Annotated in this window: 16 protein-coding genes; 5 read left to right on the top strand and 11 right to left on the bottom strand. The window is 46.6% G+C overall.

The window, feature by feature from the left end; all coding sequences use genetic code 11:
- Window positions 1-113 precede the first annotated feature (113 nt).
- The 5 genes from Q0546_RS05615 to nspC form a co-directional block, all read right to left on the bottom strand.
- Window positions 114-1,667: a disulfide bond formation protein B gene (locus Q0546_RS05615; RefSeq protein ID WP_298791300.1), complete on the bottom strand. Its 1,554-nt coding sequence runs from the start codon at window positions 1,665-1,667 to the stop codon at window positions 114-116.
- Window positions 1,668-2,279: 612 nt separating this feature from the next.
- On the bottom strand, window positions 2,280-3,302 hold the full coding sequence (gene selD / locus Q0546_RS05610; protein WP_298791298.1) for a selenide, water dikinase SelD: 1,023 nt from the start codon (window positions 3,300-3,302) through the stop codon (window positions 2,280-2,282).
- A complete protein-coding gene (yedF, locus tag Q0546_RS05605; RefSeq protein WP_298791296.1) occupies window positions 3,299-3,898 on the bottom strand; it encodes a sulfurtransferase-like selenium metabolism protein YedF in 600 nt (199 codons plus the stop codon). The genes selD and yedF overlap by 4 nt, the downstream gene beginning before the upstream one ends.
- 137 nt (window positions 3,899-4,035) lie before the next feature.
- Window positions 4,036-4,983 carry a formate dehydrogenase subunit gamma gene (locus Q0546_RS05600; RefSeq protein WP_298791294.1) on the bottom strand — a complete coding sequence of 316 codons (948 nt, stop codon included), beginning with the start codon at window positions 4,981-4,983 and terminating at the stop codon, window positions 4,036-4,038.
- A 443-nt stretch (window positions 4,984-5,426) separates the two neighbouring features.
- The gene (nspC, locus tag Q0546_RS05595; RefSeq protein ID WP_298791292.1) at window positions 5,427-6,566 is read right to left on the bottom strand and encodes a carboxynorspermidine decarboxylase; all 1,140 of its coding nucleotides are present in this window, start codon (window positions 6,564-6,566) and stop codon (window positions 5,427-5,429) included.
- A 91-nt stretch (window positions 6,567-6,657) separates the two neighbouring features.
- Here nspC and Q0546_RS05590 point away from each other — a divergent pair, with 91 nt between their 5' ends.
- Together Q0546_RS05590 and Q0546_RS05585 are read left to right on the top strand one after the other, a co-directional pair.
- Entirely contained in the window at window positions 6,658-6,879 is a 222-nt protein-coding gene (locus Q0546_RS05590) for a MoaD/ThiS family protein (protein ID WP_298791290.1), read from the top strand.
- A 1-nt stretch (window position 6,880) separates the two neighbouring features.
- Window positions 6,881-7,315: a molybdenum cofactor biosynthesis protein MoaE gene (locus Q0546_RS05585; RefSeq protein WP_298791288.1), complete on the top strand. Its 435-nt coding sequence runs from the start codon at window positions 6,881-6,883 to the stop codon at window positions 7,313-7,315.
- A 360-nt stretch (window positions 7,316-7,675) separates the two neighbouring features.
- On the opposite strand, the gene yedE is transcribed toward Q0546_RS05585, so the two are convergent.
- The 4 genes from yedE to Q0546_RS05565 all read right to left on the bottom strand — a co-directional run bounded on the left by yedE (window position 7,676) and on the right by Q0546_RS05565 (window position 12,805).
- Window positions 7,676-8,743, bottom strand: coding sequence for a YedE family putative selenium transporter (gene yedE / locus Q0546_RS05580; protein WP_298791286.1), 1,068 nt, complete (start codon window positions 8,741-8,743; stop codon window positions 7,676-7,678).
- A gap of 335 nt (window positions 8,744-9,078) precedes the next feature.
- Window positions 9,079-11,034, bottom strand: coding sequence for a flotillin domain-containing protein (locus tag Q0546_RS05575; RefSeq protein ID WP_298791283.1), 1,956 nt, complete (start codon window positions 11,032-11,034; stop codon window positions 9,079-9,081).
- Window positions 11,035-11,055: 21 nt separating this feature from the next.
- On the bottom strand, window positions 11,056-11,676 hold the full coding sequence (locus Q0546_RS05570) for an OB-fold-containig protein (RefSeq protein WP_298791281.1): 621 nt from the start codon (window positions 11,674-11,676) through the stop codon (window positions 11,056-11,058).
- A gap of 61 nt (window positions 11,677-11,737) precedes the next feature.
- The gene (locus tag Q0546_RS05565) at window positions 11,738-12,805 is read right to left on the bottom strand and encodes a toxic anion resistance protein (RefSeq protein WP_298791279.1); all 1,068 of its coding nucleotides are present in this window, start codon (window positions 12,803-12,805) and stop codon (window positions 11,738-11,740) included.
- 264 nt (window positions 12,806-13,069) lie between these two features.
- Between Q0546_RS05565 and Q0546_RS05560 the strand changes: the two genes are divergently transcribed.
- Together Q0546_RS05560 and Q0546_RS05555 are read left to right on the top strand one after the other, a co-directional pair.
- On the top strand, window positions 13,070-14,266 hold the full coding sequence (locus Q0546_RS05560; protein WP_298791277.1) for a molybdopterin molybdotransferase MoeA: 1,197 nt from the start codon (window positions 13,070-13,072) through the stop codon (window positions 14,264-14,266).
- A gap of 72 nt (window positions 14,267-14,338) precedes the next feature.
- On the top strand, window positions 14,339-14,524 hold the full coding sequence (locus Q0546_RS05555) for a hypothetical protein (RefSeq protein WP_298791275.1): 186 nt from the start codon (window positions 14,339-14,341) through the stop codon (window positions 14,522-14,524).
- 169 nt (window positions 14,525-14,693) lie between these two features.
- On the opposite strand, the gene Q0546_RS05550 is transcribed toward Q0546_RS05555, so the two are convergent.
- Complete coding sequence (locus Q0546_RS05550; RefSeq protein WP_298791271.1) at window positions 14,694-15,281, bottom strand: HAD-IB family hydrolase; 588 nt, start codon at window positions 15,279-15,281, stop codon at window positions 14,694-14,696.
- A gap of 110 nt (window positions 15,282-15,391) precedes the next feature.
- Window positions 15,392-16,036 carry a non-canonical purine NTP pyrophosphatase gene (locus Q0546_RS05545; protein WP_298791269.1) on the bottom strand — a complete coding sequence of 215 codons (645 nt, stop codon included), beginning with the start codon at window positions 16,034-16,036 and terminating at the stop codon, window positions 15,392-15,394.
- Between the two features lie 230 nt (window positions 16,037-16,266).
- Between Q0546_RS05545 and Q0546_RS05540 the strand changes: the two genes are divergently transcribed.
- Window positions 16,267-17,191: MFS transporter (locus Q0546_RS05540; protein ID WP_298791267.1), on the top strand; the 925-nt coding region annotated here is incomplete at its 3' end.

Below are 17,191 nucleotides of genomic sequence, written 5' to 3'. Positions count from 1 at the left end.
TTTTTATGGTTACGCCAAATTATATAAAATTTGACCGAATTTAAGCTTAAAGAGGATTTAGGATAGAGGCAAACTTGCCCGCGCAAAACGGACGAATTTGCCTTAGTCGGGGGTTAAATTTGCTCGCCCAGAGGATTGTTTAGCTCTACGACGTTTACTTTGCCATCTTTATGAGCTAGAGCGTAGATGCTACCGCCCTTTATCGCCATGCCTGAGATATCGCCTATTTGCGGCATCGCGTAGGCGTCAATCACCTTCGCCTCCGCAAGGTCGATCACGAGCAAGGTGTTGTAGTTTTTGGAGTAGACCAAAAACTTACCGCCCGCGATATCGCCAGCCGTGACATAGTAGTCTTTTAGATCGCGTTTATCTTTTAGCGCGAGGGCTGACGTCACGATGGTTTCGCCGCTTAGCATCTTATCCTTGCTATCGACTTTGATGAGGATCAAGTTTTTAGCGCGCTCGTTTGACACCGTAATCATATACATATATGTGCTCTGCGGGTCTTTTGCGAGCGTTAGGACGTATTGTTTTTTCGCCCTTATCGTTAAAAGCGCCGGACGGTCAAATTTCCACGCAGACTCGAGTCCGCCGCTACTCTCTCTAAAATATCTCCACTCGTGATACGCGTCCACATTTTGGGCAGGTTTAACGGCGAATGTTATTTTGTTAAAGCCCGTAGTCACCAGCATATCGCCGACAAATGTCGATGCGACGGCTTTTTTGATATTGCGGCCGTTTGGCTTGTCGATGATGGCGTGAGCGATCTCTTTAAAATTCGCATCCGTAAAATAAACTCCGCCTTCGGTGTTTGAGATGCCAAAAGTATCGTTTTTAGCGTTGTACGCAAGTCCGCTCGTTACGCCTTTGCCGAAAATCCCCTTTGTCTCAAAAGGAAGCGGGAAGCTGTTTTTCACGCTAAGCGCAGGCTTTACGCCCGTAAACGCGCCGGCACTTGGATCAGAGTTAAATTTGACGCTTATATCTTTAGGTTCGCCCGCTATAAACGGATCCTCGACGACGTTTGCGCCGACAAATGAAAACGGCTTTTCGAACCTTTTCCAAACGCCTGACGTCCAAGTGTTGTTTAGGCTGATACGCTCAGGATCGCCCTTGCCACTATAGGGAGGGATGCCTGCCGAGATGAGCGCCTGAACGGCATTTGATAGGATCACAAAGAGGCTTAATGCGATAACAAATTTAGAATATGCGCTAAGAGGCTTGATCCTAGTGTCCGAGCGCGAGATATCGCCAGAGACGACCTTATCTTTGGCAAAAAGCATCATAAGCCCCATCGCTACAACCACGACCCAGTACACTAAAATGCCCCACGTATAGGTGTGCGCGCCGAATATATAGCCGCCAAAGCCCATGCCGACGTCTCTATACAAGCTAAAGCTAGCGTGTCTTGGCGTCATAAAAATACCATACGTAGCGCCGAAAAGCACGGCAGCTATGTAGCATGCCTTTAGTCCGTAGCGCAGTATCAAGATACCCGCGACGCCGACTACGACCATGCCGATGCGCTCCCACCAGCAAAGCGCGCAAGGACCCTCGCCGATGACGTAGCCAAGATAGATATTTGCGATACCGACGGGGATAGCAAGCACAAGCAAGACCACGCTAGCCATGATAAAATCGAAATTTTTATCGTTAAAAAAACTCATCACGCCCTCCTAATACGCCGCGTAAGGCAGCAGGGACGTCCAGCTGGCGATGAAAAACATAATAAAGCAAATCGCCGTCCCCACGGCAAATGCGCCAAACGCTAAGCCCTCTTTTTCAGGTTTTTCCAAGCTATAAAAACGGCTATAGCCAGAAAGAGAAACGATAAAAATTCCATTTTATCTCCTTTATTTCGTTAAGATTAGATTGTGGTTTTAATTTAATTCTTTTATATTTTCGCTTAAAATACGGAATATTTTTGATAATACATTGCAGATTACTCTAAAATTTGGGTAAATATTTTAGAAATTTAACGAATTTGGTTTGCGAACAAATAGCTAAATTTACGGATATTTGAACACGGGATTACGCGTAAATTTGCTGTTTTATTTTGCTATGATTTTTTATTTTAGTTAAATTTCATTTTTAAGAATTTTAGCTTTTTTTGTATTTTAGACGGCTCAAATTTAACTAAATTTATAGACTCAGGAGCTTTGCCGGTTTATATAAATAAATTTGGCGGGCTTGCCGTTTTAAACTTGATATTTCAAAATTTGACCGAATTTAAACCCGTCAAATTTGATTAAATTTGCGCGTTTAAATTTAAAGCTCGGCTACCGTAAATTTATGCCGTATTCGCCGCGTTTTTTAGCTATACCTACGACTACCGAGCTCTCATAACCCGCCTCTTTTAGACGAGAAAGAGCCAAATTTACCTCACTTTGCGGTACCGCTAGCAGTAATCCGCCCGAAGTCTGCGCATCGTAAAGCAAGATATCAGCGTCGCCGCTAACGAATTTACTCGCAAATTCGCGGTTTTTATAGCTGCCCTCGGGGATGATGCCCATATCGGCAAACTCGCGCGCGGCCGCTATCACGGGAACGTTATCAGGGTAAATTTCAAAGCTGATTTTGTCGTTTAGCATTTCGCTTAAATGCCCCAAAAAGCCAAATCCCGTGACGTCGGTCGCCGCCGTTACGTTGATGCCTTTTAGCGCGTCCACGGCGTAGAAATTTAGCTGCCGCATCGTCTCGACGGCCTGTTCGATTTGGGTTAAATTTAGCAGATCGGCCTTGATCGCCGTGCTTAAAATGCCCGTTCCCAGCGGCTTTGTAAGTATGAGCGCGTCGCCCTCGCGCGCGGTGTTGTTTGACCAAAAGGAGCTCGGCGAAACGACGCCCGTGACGCTAAGCCCGTAATACATCTGCTGCGTCTCTATCGTGTGTCCGCCCACGATCACGCCGCCGCATTCGGCGACCTTATCCTGCCCGCCGCGTAAAATTTCGCCCAAAATTTCGCCGCTTAGGTTGCAGCTGTCAAAACCGACGATATTTAGCGCGTTTAGTACCTTGCCGCCCATCGCAAACACGTCGCTTAGGCTGTTTGCGGCTGCGATCTGACCGAATATAAACGGATCGTCCGCCACCGGCGTGATAAAGTCTAGCGTCTGCACGAGCGCGATGTCGTCCGTGATCTTAAAGACGCTTGCGTCTTCGTTTGTGCCGATGTTTGAGAGCAAATTTGGGTGAGCTAAATTTAAATCGCCGATAGTTTTGTTTAGACCCGACGGGTCAAGCTTGGCCGCTCAACCCGCCGCTCGGACGAATTTCGTGAGACGTTTGTCGTTATAAATCATAGTTTGATTTGCTCGTGCGTAGTTAAAATTTGCATGACTTCGTAGGCGTTTGACATCTCGCCGACGCTTAGGTCGCTTACGAGCTTGTACGCCTCTAGGCAGCTGCCGCAGCTTAAAATTTTAACGCCCGCAGCTTCTAAATCCTTAAGTGGTTTGAAGCTTGGATGAGCGCGGTTTGTCGTCATTTTGACGGCATTATTTACGCAGATTACGTATTCGGGCTTATTTTCTACCTGCAAAAGCGCTCCTAAAAATTTAGACAGCAAGCTAACGCCCACGTCGCCGCTTCCGGCGTATTCTTCATTTAGATAAACGACTGTTTTTTTATTCTTTGGCGTGATTTCGCAGACGAATTCGTCAAAATTCGTTAGCTCAAGTTTGGATTCGCCTTTAACGGCGGTGATTTTCGTCTCGGCAGCGTTTTGCTCTACGCTAAATTCGACGTTTTGGTTTTTTAAAAAGCGGCTTATGTTTTCTTTTGGAGCGATAGAATTTACTAAAATTTCAAGCTTTTCGCCATTTTTTAATCCTTCAAGCGCATTTTTAGTCCTAATAACGGGCTCAGGGCAAGCCAAATTTCTACAATCGATTTGCATGATTTTTCCTTAAATTTATTACTCTTCAACCTGAAGTCTGAGGGGAATTTTATCTAAAAGATTTTAAATTTCGTATAAAAGGCGGATTTCAGCCTAGGCTTTAAAATAAAAAAAGGAGAAAAACTTCTCCTTTTTTATTATTTTAATTTTGCGTAAGTTTTTTCGTATTCAGATACGGGAATTTTATTTTTAGAGATGAGTTCCTGATACCAGTAGTGGTGAAGCACATAAACCTCTTCTTCTTCTTTATATCCCGTTACCATCGACCAGATAGCGCCGTGTATCGCGATAGCAGCCATGTAGATGTGCACTAGGAAAAATACCGCACACACGATGCCAAGCACGTTATGGATTAGTGCAGAAGCTCTTAAAACTTCGATTTGCGGTACGCCTAGCCAAGTAGCGACGTCAGGCGTTTTAAAATCTAAGAAGAACATCGCGGCACCGGTTAGTATCATCACGATACCGCCGGGGATAGCGACCCAGTACCATGCTTTTTGACCAGCATTAAATTTACCTGCAGGCACTGGTCGCTTAACTTTTGAAAGATACCCGCCTACGATCAGCATCCATCTGATGTCGTAGATCGTCGGTAGCATTCTTTTCGTCCAAGCTATCAGCATCGGTAATACGGATACCGCAAATATAATAGTGGCTAACCCGTGAATATTTTTACAAAATCTCACGAAAGCTCCGCCGCCAAGCTCCGCACCCCACATCATGATGATACCGGTCGGTACCAGTACTATCCACGAGATCGCGGCTAGCCCGTGAGCGACGCGCTCTATTACGCTAAATGCATAGACTTTGTTCCCGTCGTGACTAAAATGCTTTGGCCCGATAATCAAAAAATGCAAAGCAAATGCCCCAATCACGGCTAAAATCAGCGACAAAACGGCTATAGCGAAGTAGTCGTTGCCCTGAATGAACGTGAAAATCGGCCCCAAACCGTCTTCGTAAGGCTTAATGTTCTCGATTCTACCCGCAGCCCAGATATTGCTCTGGTACTGGTTTGTGCTAGGACTCGCCTCGATAGCGAAGACCCAACAGGCGAAGACCGAAAGCAAACTAAAAATTCTCGTCATGCTATCTCCCTTTGGTTTTGTTTTCCGCCTTAAAAAGCTCGTCGTGGTCGGCATCCAGCCAAAGGCTAAATTTTGCGGATTTTCATGAAATTATATCAAAAAATAACGTAATGCAAGCTTAGCGTCAAAACAATGCATTTTTAGGCAGTTGTGGCGCTTTTTTATCAAAATCAAGGTCAAATTTATAATCCGCTATATTAATTCATTTATATAAGCTAGATTTTATTTATCTTAAATTTAACTTCGTTTGTGATTAAATTTGCGGCAAATTTGGCGGGCGATAAACCAAATTTCAAAATTTAAATCCGAAAAGCTACGGGTTTAGCGCACGCGCATATCAGGCAGAAACCTGGCGTAAAATTTGATTTAAATTTACAGCCACAAACGGCGCCCTCCCAAACGTCGAATTTGCACCCTAAAGGGCGCAGTTTCAGGAGGCAAATTTAGTTTCGCCTCTCATACTCTTCAAAGCCAAATTCCCGCACGGTTACAAGCTCGCCGTTTTCTTTTAAAAGTAGCAAATCAGGCAGCTTTATGCCGTTAAAGGTCGTGTTTTTCACGATCGTGTAGTGGATCTGGTCCTCAAAGATCACTTTATCGCCCACGCTTAGCGGCGCGTCAAATTTATACTCCGGCTCGCCCGCGTCAAGCCCCATGATATCGCCGGCTAGACAGGTATTTCCGCCCAAACGGTAGCTAAATTTACCGCCCTTGCTCTCGCCTCGTACCGCTGGTCGGTAGGGCATCAGCACGGTGTCAGGCATATGCGCCTCGGCTGAAACGTCTAGGATGGCTATGGTTTTTTCGTTTTGTACGAAATCAAGCACCGAAGCGGCTAAAAATCCCGTCTGCCAGCCCACCGCTTCGCCGGGCTCTATATAGACCTCGACGCCGTATTTTGCGCGGAAATTTTTAATCAAATTTATGAGCAGATCTACGTCGTAGCCTTCTTTGGTTGCGTGATGTCCTCCGCCGAAATTTACCCACTTCATGCGCGGGATAAACTCGCCGAATTTCTCCTCAAACGCCATCAGCACGGTCTCCAGGCTCTGCGCGCTCTCCTCGCAAAGCGCATGAAAATGCAGTCCCGTGATACCATCAAGCGCGTCAGCGTCGAAATTTGCGCGCGTGATACCCAGTCGGCTGTAGCGACCGCACGGGTTATACGCGTCAGTCGGCGCGACGGAGAGCTCGGGATTTACGCGAAGCCCACAGGTAACGCCTGCGGCCAGAGCTTTTTCTTTAAATTTAGCCCACTGTGCAAAGGAGTTAAAAACCACGTGCTTTGAGAGAGCTAGCACCTCATCTATGTCCTCGTCTTTAAATGCAGGCGAATAGGTATGGATCTCGCCGCGAACGTGTTTTTGGGCAAATTTAGCCTCGTGTAGGCCGCTGCACGTCGCGCCGTCTAGATACTCGCCGACAAGCCCCATCACGCCGCTAAATGCAAAGCCTTTTAGGGCGACTAGCACCTTTGCGCCGCTTTCATCCTTGACGCGTTTTAAAATTTCGAGATTTGCGCGCACCTTGGCCTCTTCGCAGATGTAGGCAGGAGTTTTTATTTTGCTTAAGATTTCGTTCATTAGGGCTCTTTCGTTTAAAATTTGGCGTAAGTATATCTAAATATTTTTTTAAGTAAAATCAAGAAAAAAATTTAATTTCAAAGGTGAATTTATGGTAGAAATCGAGTTTTTGGGCCCGATAAAGATGAATAATTTAAAGCTGGAAGCGGCAAATTTAAGCGAAGTAAAAGAAAAACTAGGCGAATACGAGGAGCTTGGCGAGTGGCTAAAAATCTGCGCCGTCGCCGTAAACGACGAGATCGCAAGCTCGCTAGACGCGCCGCTAAAAGACGGGGATAAAATTTCCATTTTACCGCCAGTTTGCGGAGGTTAAGATGCAGATATTTGATGGAAGTCTCGACGCCAAAGCGATCACAAACGCTTGGTACGACGAGTTTAAGGACAAAAACTGCGGCGCGCTCATCACGTTTACCGGCATCGTGCGCGAGGAAGGCGGCATCAGCGCGCTTAGCTTTGACATCTACGAGCCGATCCTGCGCAAATGGCTAGCGGGCTGGGAGCAAAAGGCAAAGGATCTGGGCGCATACGTACTTTTCGCGCATTCTCGCGGAGACGTGCCGGTACACGAGAGCTCCTATGTCGCAGGTGTCGTTAGCCCGCAAAGAAAGGTCGCCTTGCGGCTGATAAATGAGTTTGTCGAGGACTTTAAAGCTAACGCGCCGATCTGGAAATACGACGTCATAGGAGGCGAGCGCATCTACGCAAAAGAGCGCAGTCAAGCGATAAAAGGGGCGGGGCTTTTGGGCTAAATTTAATTGACTCGGCTTTGGTTTGGTATACGAGCCGAGCAAATTTGACTACTTTTTAGATAAAAGATTTATTTCTTGCAGGCTAGGTTATGTTTTAGCCTGCTTTTTACTCTTAGCCGCCATCAAATTTGTCAAATTCAAGCTCGCTTTTTATATAAGTTAAATTTACGTCTTTCGCTCGCCGAGACCCGCGCCGCGAAAATGTCAAATTTATAAATTTAGCAAGATATACGACAAATATTCCAGACAGAATAGGCGTAGTTTAACTTTAAAATTTTAACCCGTTAGGGCGCGTATATGAAATACGTAACCGAAACGGGTTTAAAATTTTAAAGCTTGAAATCCGTCGTTTATGGGGAATCAAGCGGCTTTTTTATGGAAAAATCCCACATAAACCGCAAAAACAAACCCCATCGCTACCGCCCACGGAGCCGCTGCCGTTATGGCGCTAGGAGAGCTAGCGAGCAAGAAGTTATGCGCTACGGCCGCACCTGCCGCCATACCGATGACAAATATAACCGAGCTTAGATTGCCCGTGCCCATTTGCACGAGATGCTTGCCCGGGCAGCCTTCGCTCAGGCTAAAGCAAAGCCCTGCTAGCGTCATGCTAAGGAAGTTCCAAACCACGTCGTTGTGCGCGATAGGCTGGCCTTCAAAGCCGAATTTATACTGCCCGAGCGCCAAATTTACAATGCTGGCAAAAACGACGATACTGATGATCCCAGTAAACATCGAGAAATCCCCTTTAAAAAGCCTACCAAACGCCCCTACGCTACAAAATTTGCTTTTGTGCATTAGCGCGCCCACGACGATACTAAATCCAAGCGAGATCAGGATCGGAGCGTGCATGGAGCCGGGGCCCTTTGCAGAGCTAAAAAGCGCGCCGTTTTCGCCGAGCTTTAGCCCAAACGCAAGCGCAGCAAGCAGCAAAATACCGATAACCGTCGGCAAAACGCCTATCGCGGCCTGAGTTTTAGTCTCGTGCGTGAGGCCGTAGCCGAGCTTTTTGAAAAATACGCCCGCACACACGCCCGCAAAAATACCGACGACTCCTGCAATCGCCGTCATATCGCCACCGCCAAGACGCAAAAACGCCCTCCACGGGCAGCCCAAAAACACGAGGCAGCCAATCATCGCGAAAAATCCGAGAAAAAAGCGCACGAAAGGCGACGAACCCGTGGTAGCGCTAAACTCCTTCGTCCAAAGCACGCTAGCTAAAAAGCCGCCCAAAATGAGCCCGATGATCTCCGGGCGCACGTACTGCACGACTCCTGCGCGGTGAAAGCCGAGCGCTCCCGCCGTATCGCGCAAAAAGCAAGCCGCGCAAACCCCCATGTTGCCGGGGTTGCCAAAATACACAAGCAATGCGCCTAAAGCGCCAAGCGCCGTACCTGAGGCGATAAACCATTTTGTGTTTGAAAAATTCATGAAGTGTCCTTTGAAAAGGTAAAATCGACCCGATTTCTTAAGCTGTATTTTACTGATGTTAAAATAAAAAATTAATAAAATTTGCTTGCGATTTAATCAAATTTGAAAGGGAATATAAAATTTAACTTAAGCAGTTAAATTTACATAAATATTAAACGTGTTTAAAATTTGTAGATGTTAAATTTACAGCCGTGCAGACAGCTCAAAATATGCCAAAAACAACCACAAAAAGCAGCTATTGTTTTGATTGTAAAAAAGGACGGCCAAATTTAGCCGGCTTTACCGCGCTAGTGTGCCGCCCCTTTACACAACTTTAATCAAATTTGAGGCTAGATTTACTTTTTCTTGCCGTCTTTTTGTTCGCTTGCTACATTAAATTTCTCAGTCTCTTTTGCGCTAAAATTTGACGCGTCTTTAGCTTTTTCGCAACCGTCCAGCAGGGGCGAGGCGATATTTTGTATCCCGCCGTTTAGATCGATGCCGACTTGTTTCATTAGATCGTCGATTATCGGTGCATTTACTTTATAGTTTAGAGACGCATTTACGATTTGATCGGAGAGAGATGCTCCAGCGTTGCTAACGCCGCCGTTAGCATTTGAACCCGCACCGCCCTGATTTGCGCCGCCCATGCCCGCCATTTGCACGATTTTGATAGAGTCGATTTTCTCTGCGGGTTTTACGACCTGGGCGATGATTTGCGGCATAAACTCGATCAAGGCGAGCTTAAATCTATTTTCCAAAATCGCCGCCGAGACGATGTTTTCGGCGTTATTTATCTCGGTTTTACCCTTAGCCTCGACCTCGTAGTTTAGCCTGTTGGCTTCAGCCGTTATCTTTATGGCTTCGGCTTCTGCGGTAGCTTTGATCTTTAGCGCTTCGCTTGTGCCCATCGCTTTGATTTTGGCAGCTTCGGCTAGGTTTTCCTCGGCCTCTTTTTCAGCCTTTGCGGCGACGGTTTTTTCGATAGATAGCTGCTCGGCGTCTTGCTGTGCTTCGATTAGAGCTAGCTTTTTGATACGTTCGGCTTGTTCTATTTCGGAGGCGGTTTTGATCTTTTCCAGCGACGCGGCTTCTAGCGCCTTTTTCTCGTTGGCTAGGGTTTTAGCCACGGCTTCTTCTTCGACTTTTTTAGCGATTTCGATATTTTTGCTCTGATTTGCCAGCTCAATGACTTTTTCCTTTTCTATCTCGGCTTCTTTGACAACTCTGGCCTTTTGCACCTCCACCGTTTCTATGGTTTTGGCCTTTTCGATTTCAGCCTGTTCGATGGCTTTGTGAGCGGCGATCCTGACCTCTTCAACTTCTTGATTTTTCTTGGCTATCTCGATGTTTTTGTTTTGAGTGGCGATTTCGAGAGCTTTTTCCTTTTCGATCTCGGTTTCTTTGATAGCCTTTGCTTTGTTTATCTGCGCCTCTTCGATAGCTTTGTTCGCGACGATCTTGGCTTCTTCGGCCTCCTTGCGCCTACTTTCGGCTTCTTTTGCTCTTAGCGCTTCTTGCTCGGCTTGGAAATTCGCTATCTTGGTTTGTTGCGTGGCTTCGGCCTCGGCTTGTTTTCTTTGGATTTCAAATTTCTCCGACTGCGTTTCATAGTTTTTCTGCGCGATTTGTACCTCGGTCGAGCGCTCGATATCGTTTCGTAGCTTTTTGCGTTCCTCGATAGTTTGGGTTAGGCTTGTTAAACCTTCTGCGTCAAAAGCGTTGTTTTCGTTAAAAAACTCTTTAGCCGTTTGATCTAGCGACGTTAGAGAGACGGACTCTAGTTGAAGGCCGTTTTTAGATAGATCGGCTTCGATAGCATTTTTGACCTGTGAGCTAAACTCATCCCTTTTTTCGTGTAGTTCCTTCATCTCCATCGAGCTTGCCACCGAGCGGAGCGTAGCGATGAGCTTGCCTTCTATCAGCCCGGTTAGCTCGCGCAGATCGATCGTCTTTTTACCCAGCGTTTGCGCCGCGCGCGAGATAGACTCTCTATCCTCGCCCACTCTGATATAAAAATCAGCCGTAATATCCACGCGCATCCTGTCTTTGGTTATGAAGCTATCGCTTTTGGAACGAGCTACCGTGACCTTCATCGACTGCATATTTATGTCGATATAATCATGCAGTATCGGCAGTATCAAAGCGCCGCCGTCTACGACGACCTTTTCGCCGCCAAAGCCCGTTCGCACGAACGTAAGCTCCTTTGTCGTTTTTCGGTAAAGCCTCGAAAAGACGATACCCAAAATGATGATAGAAAAGAGTCCTATGCCGACAAATACGGCCAAAGAAGTCATTCCGTCAATGTTCATACTATTCTCCTTTGATTAAATTTATGATTTTTTCCTGACGTAAAAGTTATTTTTATCGATTTTAACGATGAGCGCGGTATCGCCTTTTATAAGCTCGTTTTCATCCGCAGCCCGCGCAAAGACAAAACGCTCCTTGCCGTTTTTATCCGTGACCTTGACGTCTCCGCCTTGCTCTTTTGTGATTTTATAGTCCTTTACTTCGCATTCGCAGCCAAGAAGCTCCTTTTTACTAAAGGCCGACGTTTGCACCTGAGGCAGGTACTTTGCCGCAAGCAAGCTCACCCATCTAGTCCAAGTCAAAGCGATAAAAAACGAAACTACAGCGATAACCGCGCTCATATACCACGCAGGCGAGGCGGAGCCGTAAAAAACGCCGGTGATAAAAAGCCCGCACGCCCCGAAGCTCATAAGCAAAATCCCGTAAAAAATCGTACTCGGCACGCCGCCTTTATTTGCCCAAGCTAACAACTCGGCGCCGGGCGCATCTATGCCGTCCGTTCCGTCAAATAGCCCGTTTATCGGCTCAAGCGCTGAAAATCCGGTCATCATCAAAATAACCTCAAGCAAGGCGAAAACTACAACGATAACCAGCGGAACGGAAAATATGAGGTTATTGCCGAGAAGCTCTAAAATTTGATCCATCTTTTACCTTTTGTTTTTAAATTTTGCCGCTTGCGAGGTCAAATTTGACCTTTACTCCGCTCTACTCTATGCTATACACGTCGCTTTGCTCGATCTTTTCGAGCTTATTTACCTTGCTTCCCAGCGTCTTACTCATCTGCGATATTTTGGCGATATTTTCTTTCATCTTCGGCAGCGCCTCGTTTTTGAAATTTTCTATCTTATCTAGCGAATCTATCATCAAATTTATCGCTTTTTCAAGGTTTTGGTTATCTAGCGCACCGCCTGCAACCTTTGCCATCACGTCTGTTGCCGTATCGTTTACGTCCTGCGCATTTTTTAGGATAACGTCGCTAGCTAGCTTGTCCATCTCAGAAACCGCTTTTAGCTGCTTTTTGCCTTCTTGTGCTGCACTTGCGATATAGACGTTGGTTTTTAGCGCCGTGATGCTAGTTGTGATCGTGTTTTGCGTGGCGAAACTTAAAAGCGAGTTATTGTGCTTGATAGTAGCGTAGTTTGCGAGGCTTTGCTGCATCACGACAAGCACCTGTTGCAAATTTTGCAAATGCATACGGATGTAAAATAGCGCCTCTTCGAGGAGAAATTTTTTCTGTTCTTCGTCTATTTGATTTGCCGCTAAATTTTCGATGAGCTCGTCTGTTTTGCTTAAAATTTCTATCTTGCCTTTTAGACTTTCGATGATGAGCGAGAGTTCCTTTTGCTTCTCGGAGATTTCTGCGTTTCTAGCTTCTAAAACGTTTATGGAGTGTTTTAAATTTGCCGTGATTTCTTCAAACAAGCTTGACACGCTTTGATATTTGCTAGCTAGTTCGGCGGCCAGGTCTTTGCCGAGCAAGAAATTTATAAATTTCGCCCCCAGTCCGCCCTCCTTCATCTTGTCGCTTGCTTTTATAAGCTCGGCGGAGTATTTTTTGACCGACTTTAGCGACTCGCCGACCGAGCTTCCCACGCTTTGACTCATACTAAGCAAGTCGCCGACCTTCATATCCATATCGCCGTTTAGCTTCTCAAACTCGCCTAGTTCGTCTTTGCCGAACGATACGATAAATTCTTTCGGATCGTCAAATTCTTTCCTTTTTTCTATGAGTAAGGCGACAACGTCTTGGGGCGTTTTAGCGATTTGATTCAAAGCTTGTCCTTTACTTAAATTTGAGAGTTATTATAACTAAATTCGTGCGCTTTTTGCAGGCTTAATAATAAACTTCTATGCTTTATTAGCATAATTTACGATTAAATTTAGTAAAATCGGTAGAAATATTCCAGACATAATAGGCGTAGTTTAACTTTAAAATTTTAATCCGTGAGGGCGCGGACTCGTCGTCCGTAACCGAAACGGGTTTAAAATTTTAAAGCTTGAAATCCGTCATTTATGGGGAATCAAAAAGGATAAAAAATGAAAGAATTTATGAGTTACGAGGCCTCTCTTGAAATTTTACGCTCTACGCTGGCTCCTTGGGACCGCGTAGAAAAGGTCACTCTCACACAAGCACTTGATCGCCGCATCGCCGTAGATATCGTGGCACAGGACAACTACCCCGCCAAGCCAGTCTCTGCGATGGACGGATACGCGTTTGCGTGGCAAGAGGATTTGAGCGAGCTTGAGCTCATCACCGACCTGCCTGCGGGCAGCGATAAAGGGCTAAAGGTGGGGGGCGTAAAATGCGTCAAAACCTTCACCGGCTCGCTAATGAGCGAAGGCACCGACACGCTAATCCCTGTCGAAAACGTCGAGGTATCAGGCGGCAAAATCCTCATCAAAAAACCCGTACCAAAGGGCTTTGCCGTGCGCGAAGTGGGCGAAAGCTACAAAAAAGGCGAAATCCTAATCAAAAAAGGCGCGACGATAGGTTACGCCGAGACTGCGCTGTTAGCCGAGCTTGGGATCTTTAACGTTAGCGTATTTGTGCGGCCCAGAGTCGCAGTACTGGCGACTGGAAGCGAGATAAAAGACCTCGGAGAGCCGCTAGAAAACGCCGCGCAGATCCACAGCTCAAATCACGTAGGCATCGCGGCGATGGTGCGCAAAATGGGCGGCGAACCCGTACTGTGCGAGATAGTACGCGACCGTGCCGAGCTCGTAAAAGACGCAATCGTCCGCGCGCTAAAATCAGCCGACGTGCTCGTCACCACCGGCGGCATCAGCATGGGCGACTACGACTTCGTAAAAGGCGCGCTGGGTGAAAATTTCGACATCATCATAGATGGCGCCGCGATCAAACCGGGCCGCCACATCAAGGTCGCAAAAGCGGGCGAAAAATATATATTTGCGCTGCCGGGTTTCCCGTACTCGGCGATGGTGATGTGCGTGCTCTACGTGCGCGTGCTGCTAAACGCGTGGTTTGGCGCTAGCGAGCCCAAAATCACGGCGATCATGGACGAGGACTACAAAAAGCGCTCGCCGTTTTTGGAATTTACTGCGGTAAATTTAATAAATCGAGACGGCAAAATTTACGTAAATTTAGACGGCAAGAAGCTTGGTAGCTCGGCGATCGTAAATAACCTAACAGGGGGCGCCGCGCTTTTAATCATCCCAAAAGAGACCGAATTTATAGCAAAGGGCGAAATAGTCGAAGTGCTAAAAATGGTCTAAATTTGGGGCTAAATTTGAGTTTTGGCGTTTGGGGTTGCGGGTAAATTTAACGGTCAAATTTGAGCCGCAAGAATGGCGCATTTTCACAAAGAAAAAAGCTGTAAATTTGACCTAAAATTTAAGCTAAAACAAATAGCGCCGCGTTTGCTATTTTTATTTACGCTAACACGGTTTAAACGCGCACCGGGTCAAATTTATATGAGCTGCATTAAATTTGGAGCCATTACGGCAAGGACGAACAAATTTGAGCTTAACTAAAAAGCGCCTAGCAAATTTGGTCAAACATTCCGGCGCCAAATTTCAGCCCGTGCGCTCCGATTTACCCCGCGCAAAAGCTCGCTAACCTCTAAATTTTGCCGCGCAAGTGCTCAAATTTAAAGCTTTTAAATTTACGACTAGTTTGCAGTTTTCTTAGTCGCCAGCCCTCTCACTCAAACGCCCTATAGTGAGCCTCGTCGGCAAACTCCAGCATCTCCTTATCGCCCCTGCTATCGCCGTATGCAATCACGCGCTCAAAAGCGTCCGTATCATACGCCTCGCGCACGCGGCGCACCTTCTCCGCGCCGTAGCAGTTGGCGCCGTCTATCTCGCCCGTTATCACGCCGCCCTTTTTCTTGATGCGAGTGCCTAGTAGCTCAATGCCCTGTGCCTGGCACCACGGAGCTAGCCAGTCCTCGAGCGACGCCGTCACGATCACGACCTTGTCGCCGTTTGCTTTATACTCGGCGATCTTTGCCATCGCGGAAAATTTCACGATATCCTCAATGTGCGTGTTTGAGTATTTTTTACAAATTTGAGCGAATTTATCCGAGCTCATGCCAGCAAAAAAGTAAGTCATCAGCCGCCTACGAGCGTAGTTGTTGCTGCAAATTTTTAGCTTATAGCCGATCAAAACGAGCGAAAGCCAAAAAATCCCCCTAAAAAATTTCTTAAATCCCACGACGTAGGCGATAAACTCCAGCAGCGAGTCGTCGCGCGTGATCGTTCCGTCAAAGTCGAATAAAACCAGATTCATCTTCGTCTCAAATTTTAAATTTGCGCGATTATACCGCGCTAGCGTTAAGGGACGGCAAATTTAGCCAGGTTTTTGCCGCACAAATTTGTTTTTTCTTTAGCGCTTGAAATTTAGCGCCCAAATTTTCTATCAAGGCTCTTTAACACGTACTTTATGAGCTCAAGCCCCTTTGAGCGGTGAGAGATTTTTAGCTTTGTAGCGTCGTCTAGCTCGCCAAGCGTGCGCGTAAAGCCTTTGGGGATAAAGAGGCTATCGTAGCCAAAGCCGTTACTGCCGCGCTCCTGGGAAATCGCAGTTCCGTGCATAAAGCCGTGCGCCGTAAAGTCGCCCAAATTTGAGCTAACCGCGATACAAGCGGTGTAAAACGCGGGCGAGCTGGTTAAATTTAGCGCATTTAGCTCCGAGATCAGCTTTGCGCGGTTGCTAGCATCGGTCGCGCTTTTGCCCGTTATCTGACCCAGCTCGTTCATATCGCTAAATCTCGCGGAGTAAATCCCGGGCCTGCCGCCAAGAGCCTCCACGCTGATGCCGCTATCGTCGCTTAACGCGATAAACTCGTCCGCCAAATTTAGCTCACGCAGTTTAGCATGCACCGCGCGAGCTTTGATTAGCGCGTTTGCGACAAATGTCGCGCCGTCCTCGACGATCTCAAAAGGCTCACAAATTTCGCGCAATGCGTAAATTTCGTAATCTTTTAAAAAATCCTTGATCTCTTTTACTTTATCGGAGTTGGAAGTGGCTAAAACTATTTTCAAAATTTTTCCTTTTTCTAGCTTGTCTTTTTGGTTCTTTTTACGTAGCCTGCTAAAATTTTGCTCGGCAGGCTACGTGCCTAGCCTACGCAAAATTTCATCTATGCAACCGTAAAAATAATCCAAAAAATACTTCGCTATGCTATTTTTATCCCGCGCATTTTATCAAATTCGACTTTAATTTACGTATTATCAAAATTCGGGTAAAATCACTCCTTTAAAAAGGAAAATTTATGATAGTAAAAAGCGCATTACCTTTATCTTTTATCATCGGCAGCAGGTTTTTTGGACTCTTTATCATTTTGCCAGTTATCAGCGTCTACGCGCTCGAGCTTGAGGGGGCGACCGAGTTTTTAGTCGGCGTTCTCATCGGCGTTTACGCGATGTCGCAGATCACGTTTCAGGTGGTTTTCGGCTACGTCTCGGACCGCTTCGGGCGCAAAAACTCGATGCTAATAGGCCTGCTCGTCTTTATCGTTGGAGCTGCGATCTGCGCGGTGGCGACTGATATCTACACGATGATTTTTGGTAGATTTATCCAGGGTGCGGGCGCGATAGGAGCCGTGGCGATCGCGCTGATGAGCGACATGACCAAGGAGGAGGTGCGCGGGCACGCGATGGCGATGATGGGCGCGTTTATCGGCATTAGCTTTACGCTTTCTATGATACTCTCGCCGATACTGAGCGCCAAATACGGCCTTTCAAGCCTCTTTTACCTCTCGATCGCGGTTACGGTCGTTTGTATCGTGCTTTTATACACAGCCGTGGGCGAGGAGCCTAAATTTACGCATTCGCAGGCCAAAATGCCGGCCGTAAAGCTACTCTCAAACAGAAATTTACTACTCATGAACATCAGCAACTTCATGCAAAAAATGCTGATGTCGGCGGCCTTTATCGTGATTCCGATCGCTATCGTGAAGTATTTTGGCATGGATAAAAAAGACCTCAGCGGTATCTACTCGGTCGCGACGGTGTTTGGCTTTATCGCGATGGGCATAGGCGGCGCGATCGGCGAAACAAAGCGCATAACAAAGCAAATTTTAGTCATCGGCGTCTCGCTTTTCGTCGTTTGCTACGGACTTTTCGCACTCTCGCTCGGGCACAAACCGCTATTTTACGCAGGCGTGATTATATTTTTTATCGGCTTTAACCTGCATG

It is taken from the genome of uncultured Campylobacter sp. (assembly GCF_937997465.1).
Lineage (GTDB): Bacteria > Campylobacterota > Campylobacteria > Campylobacterales > Campylobacteraceae > Campylobacter_A.
The sequence above is the reverse complement of the archived record's forward strand: the minus strand, read 5'-3'. Positions and strand labels throughout refer to the sequence as shown.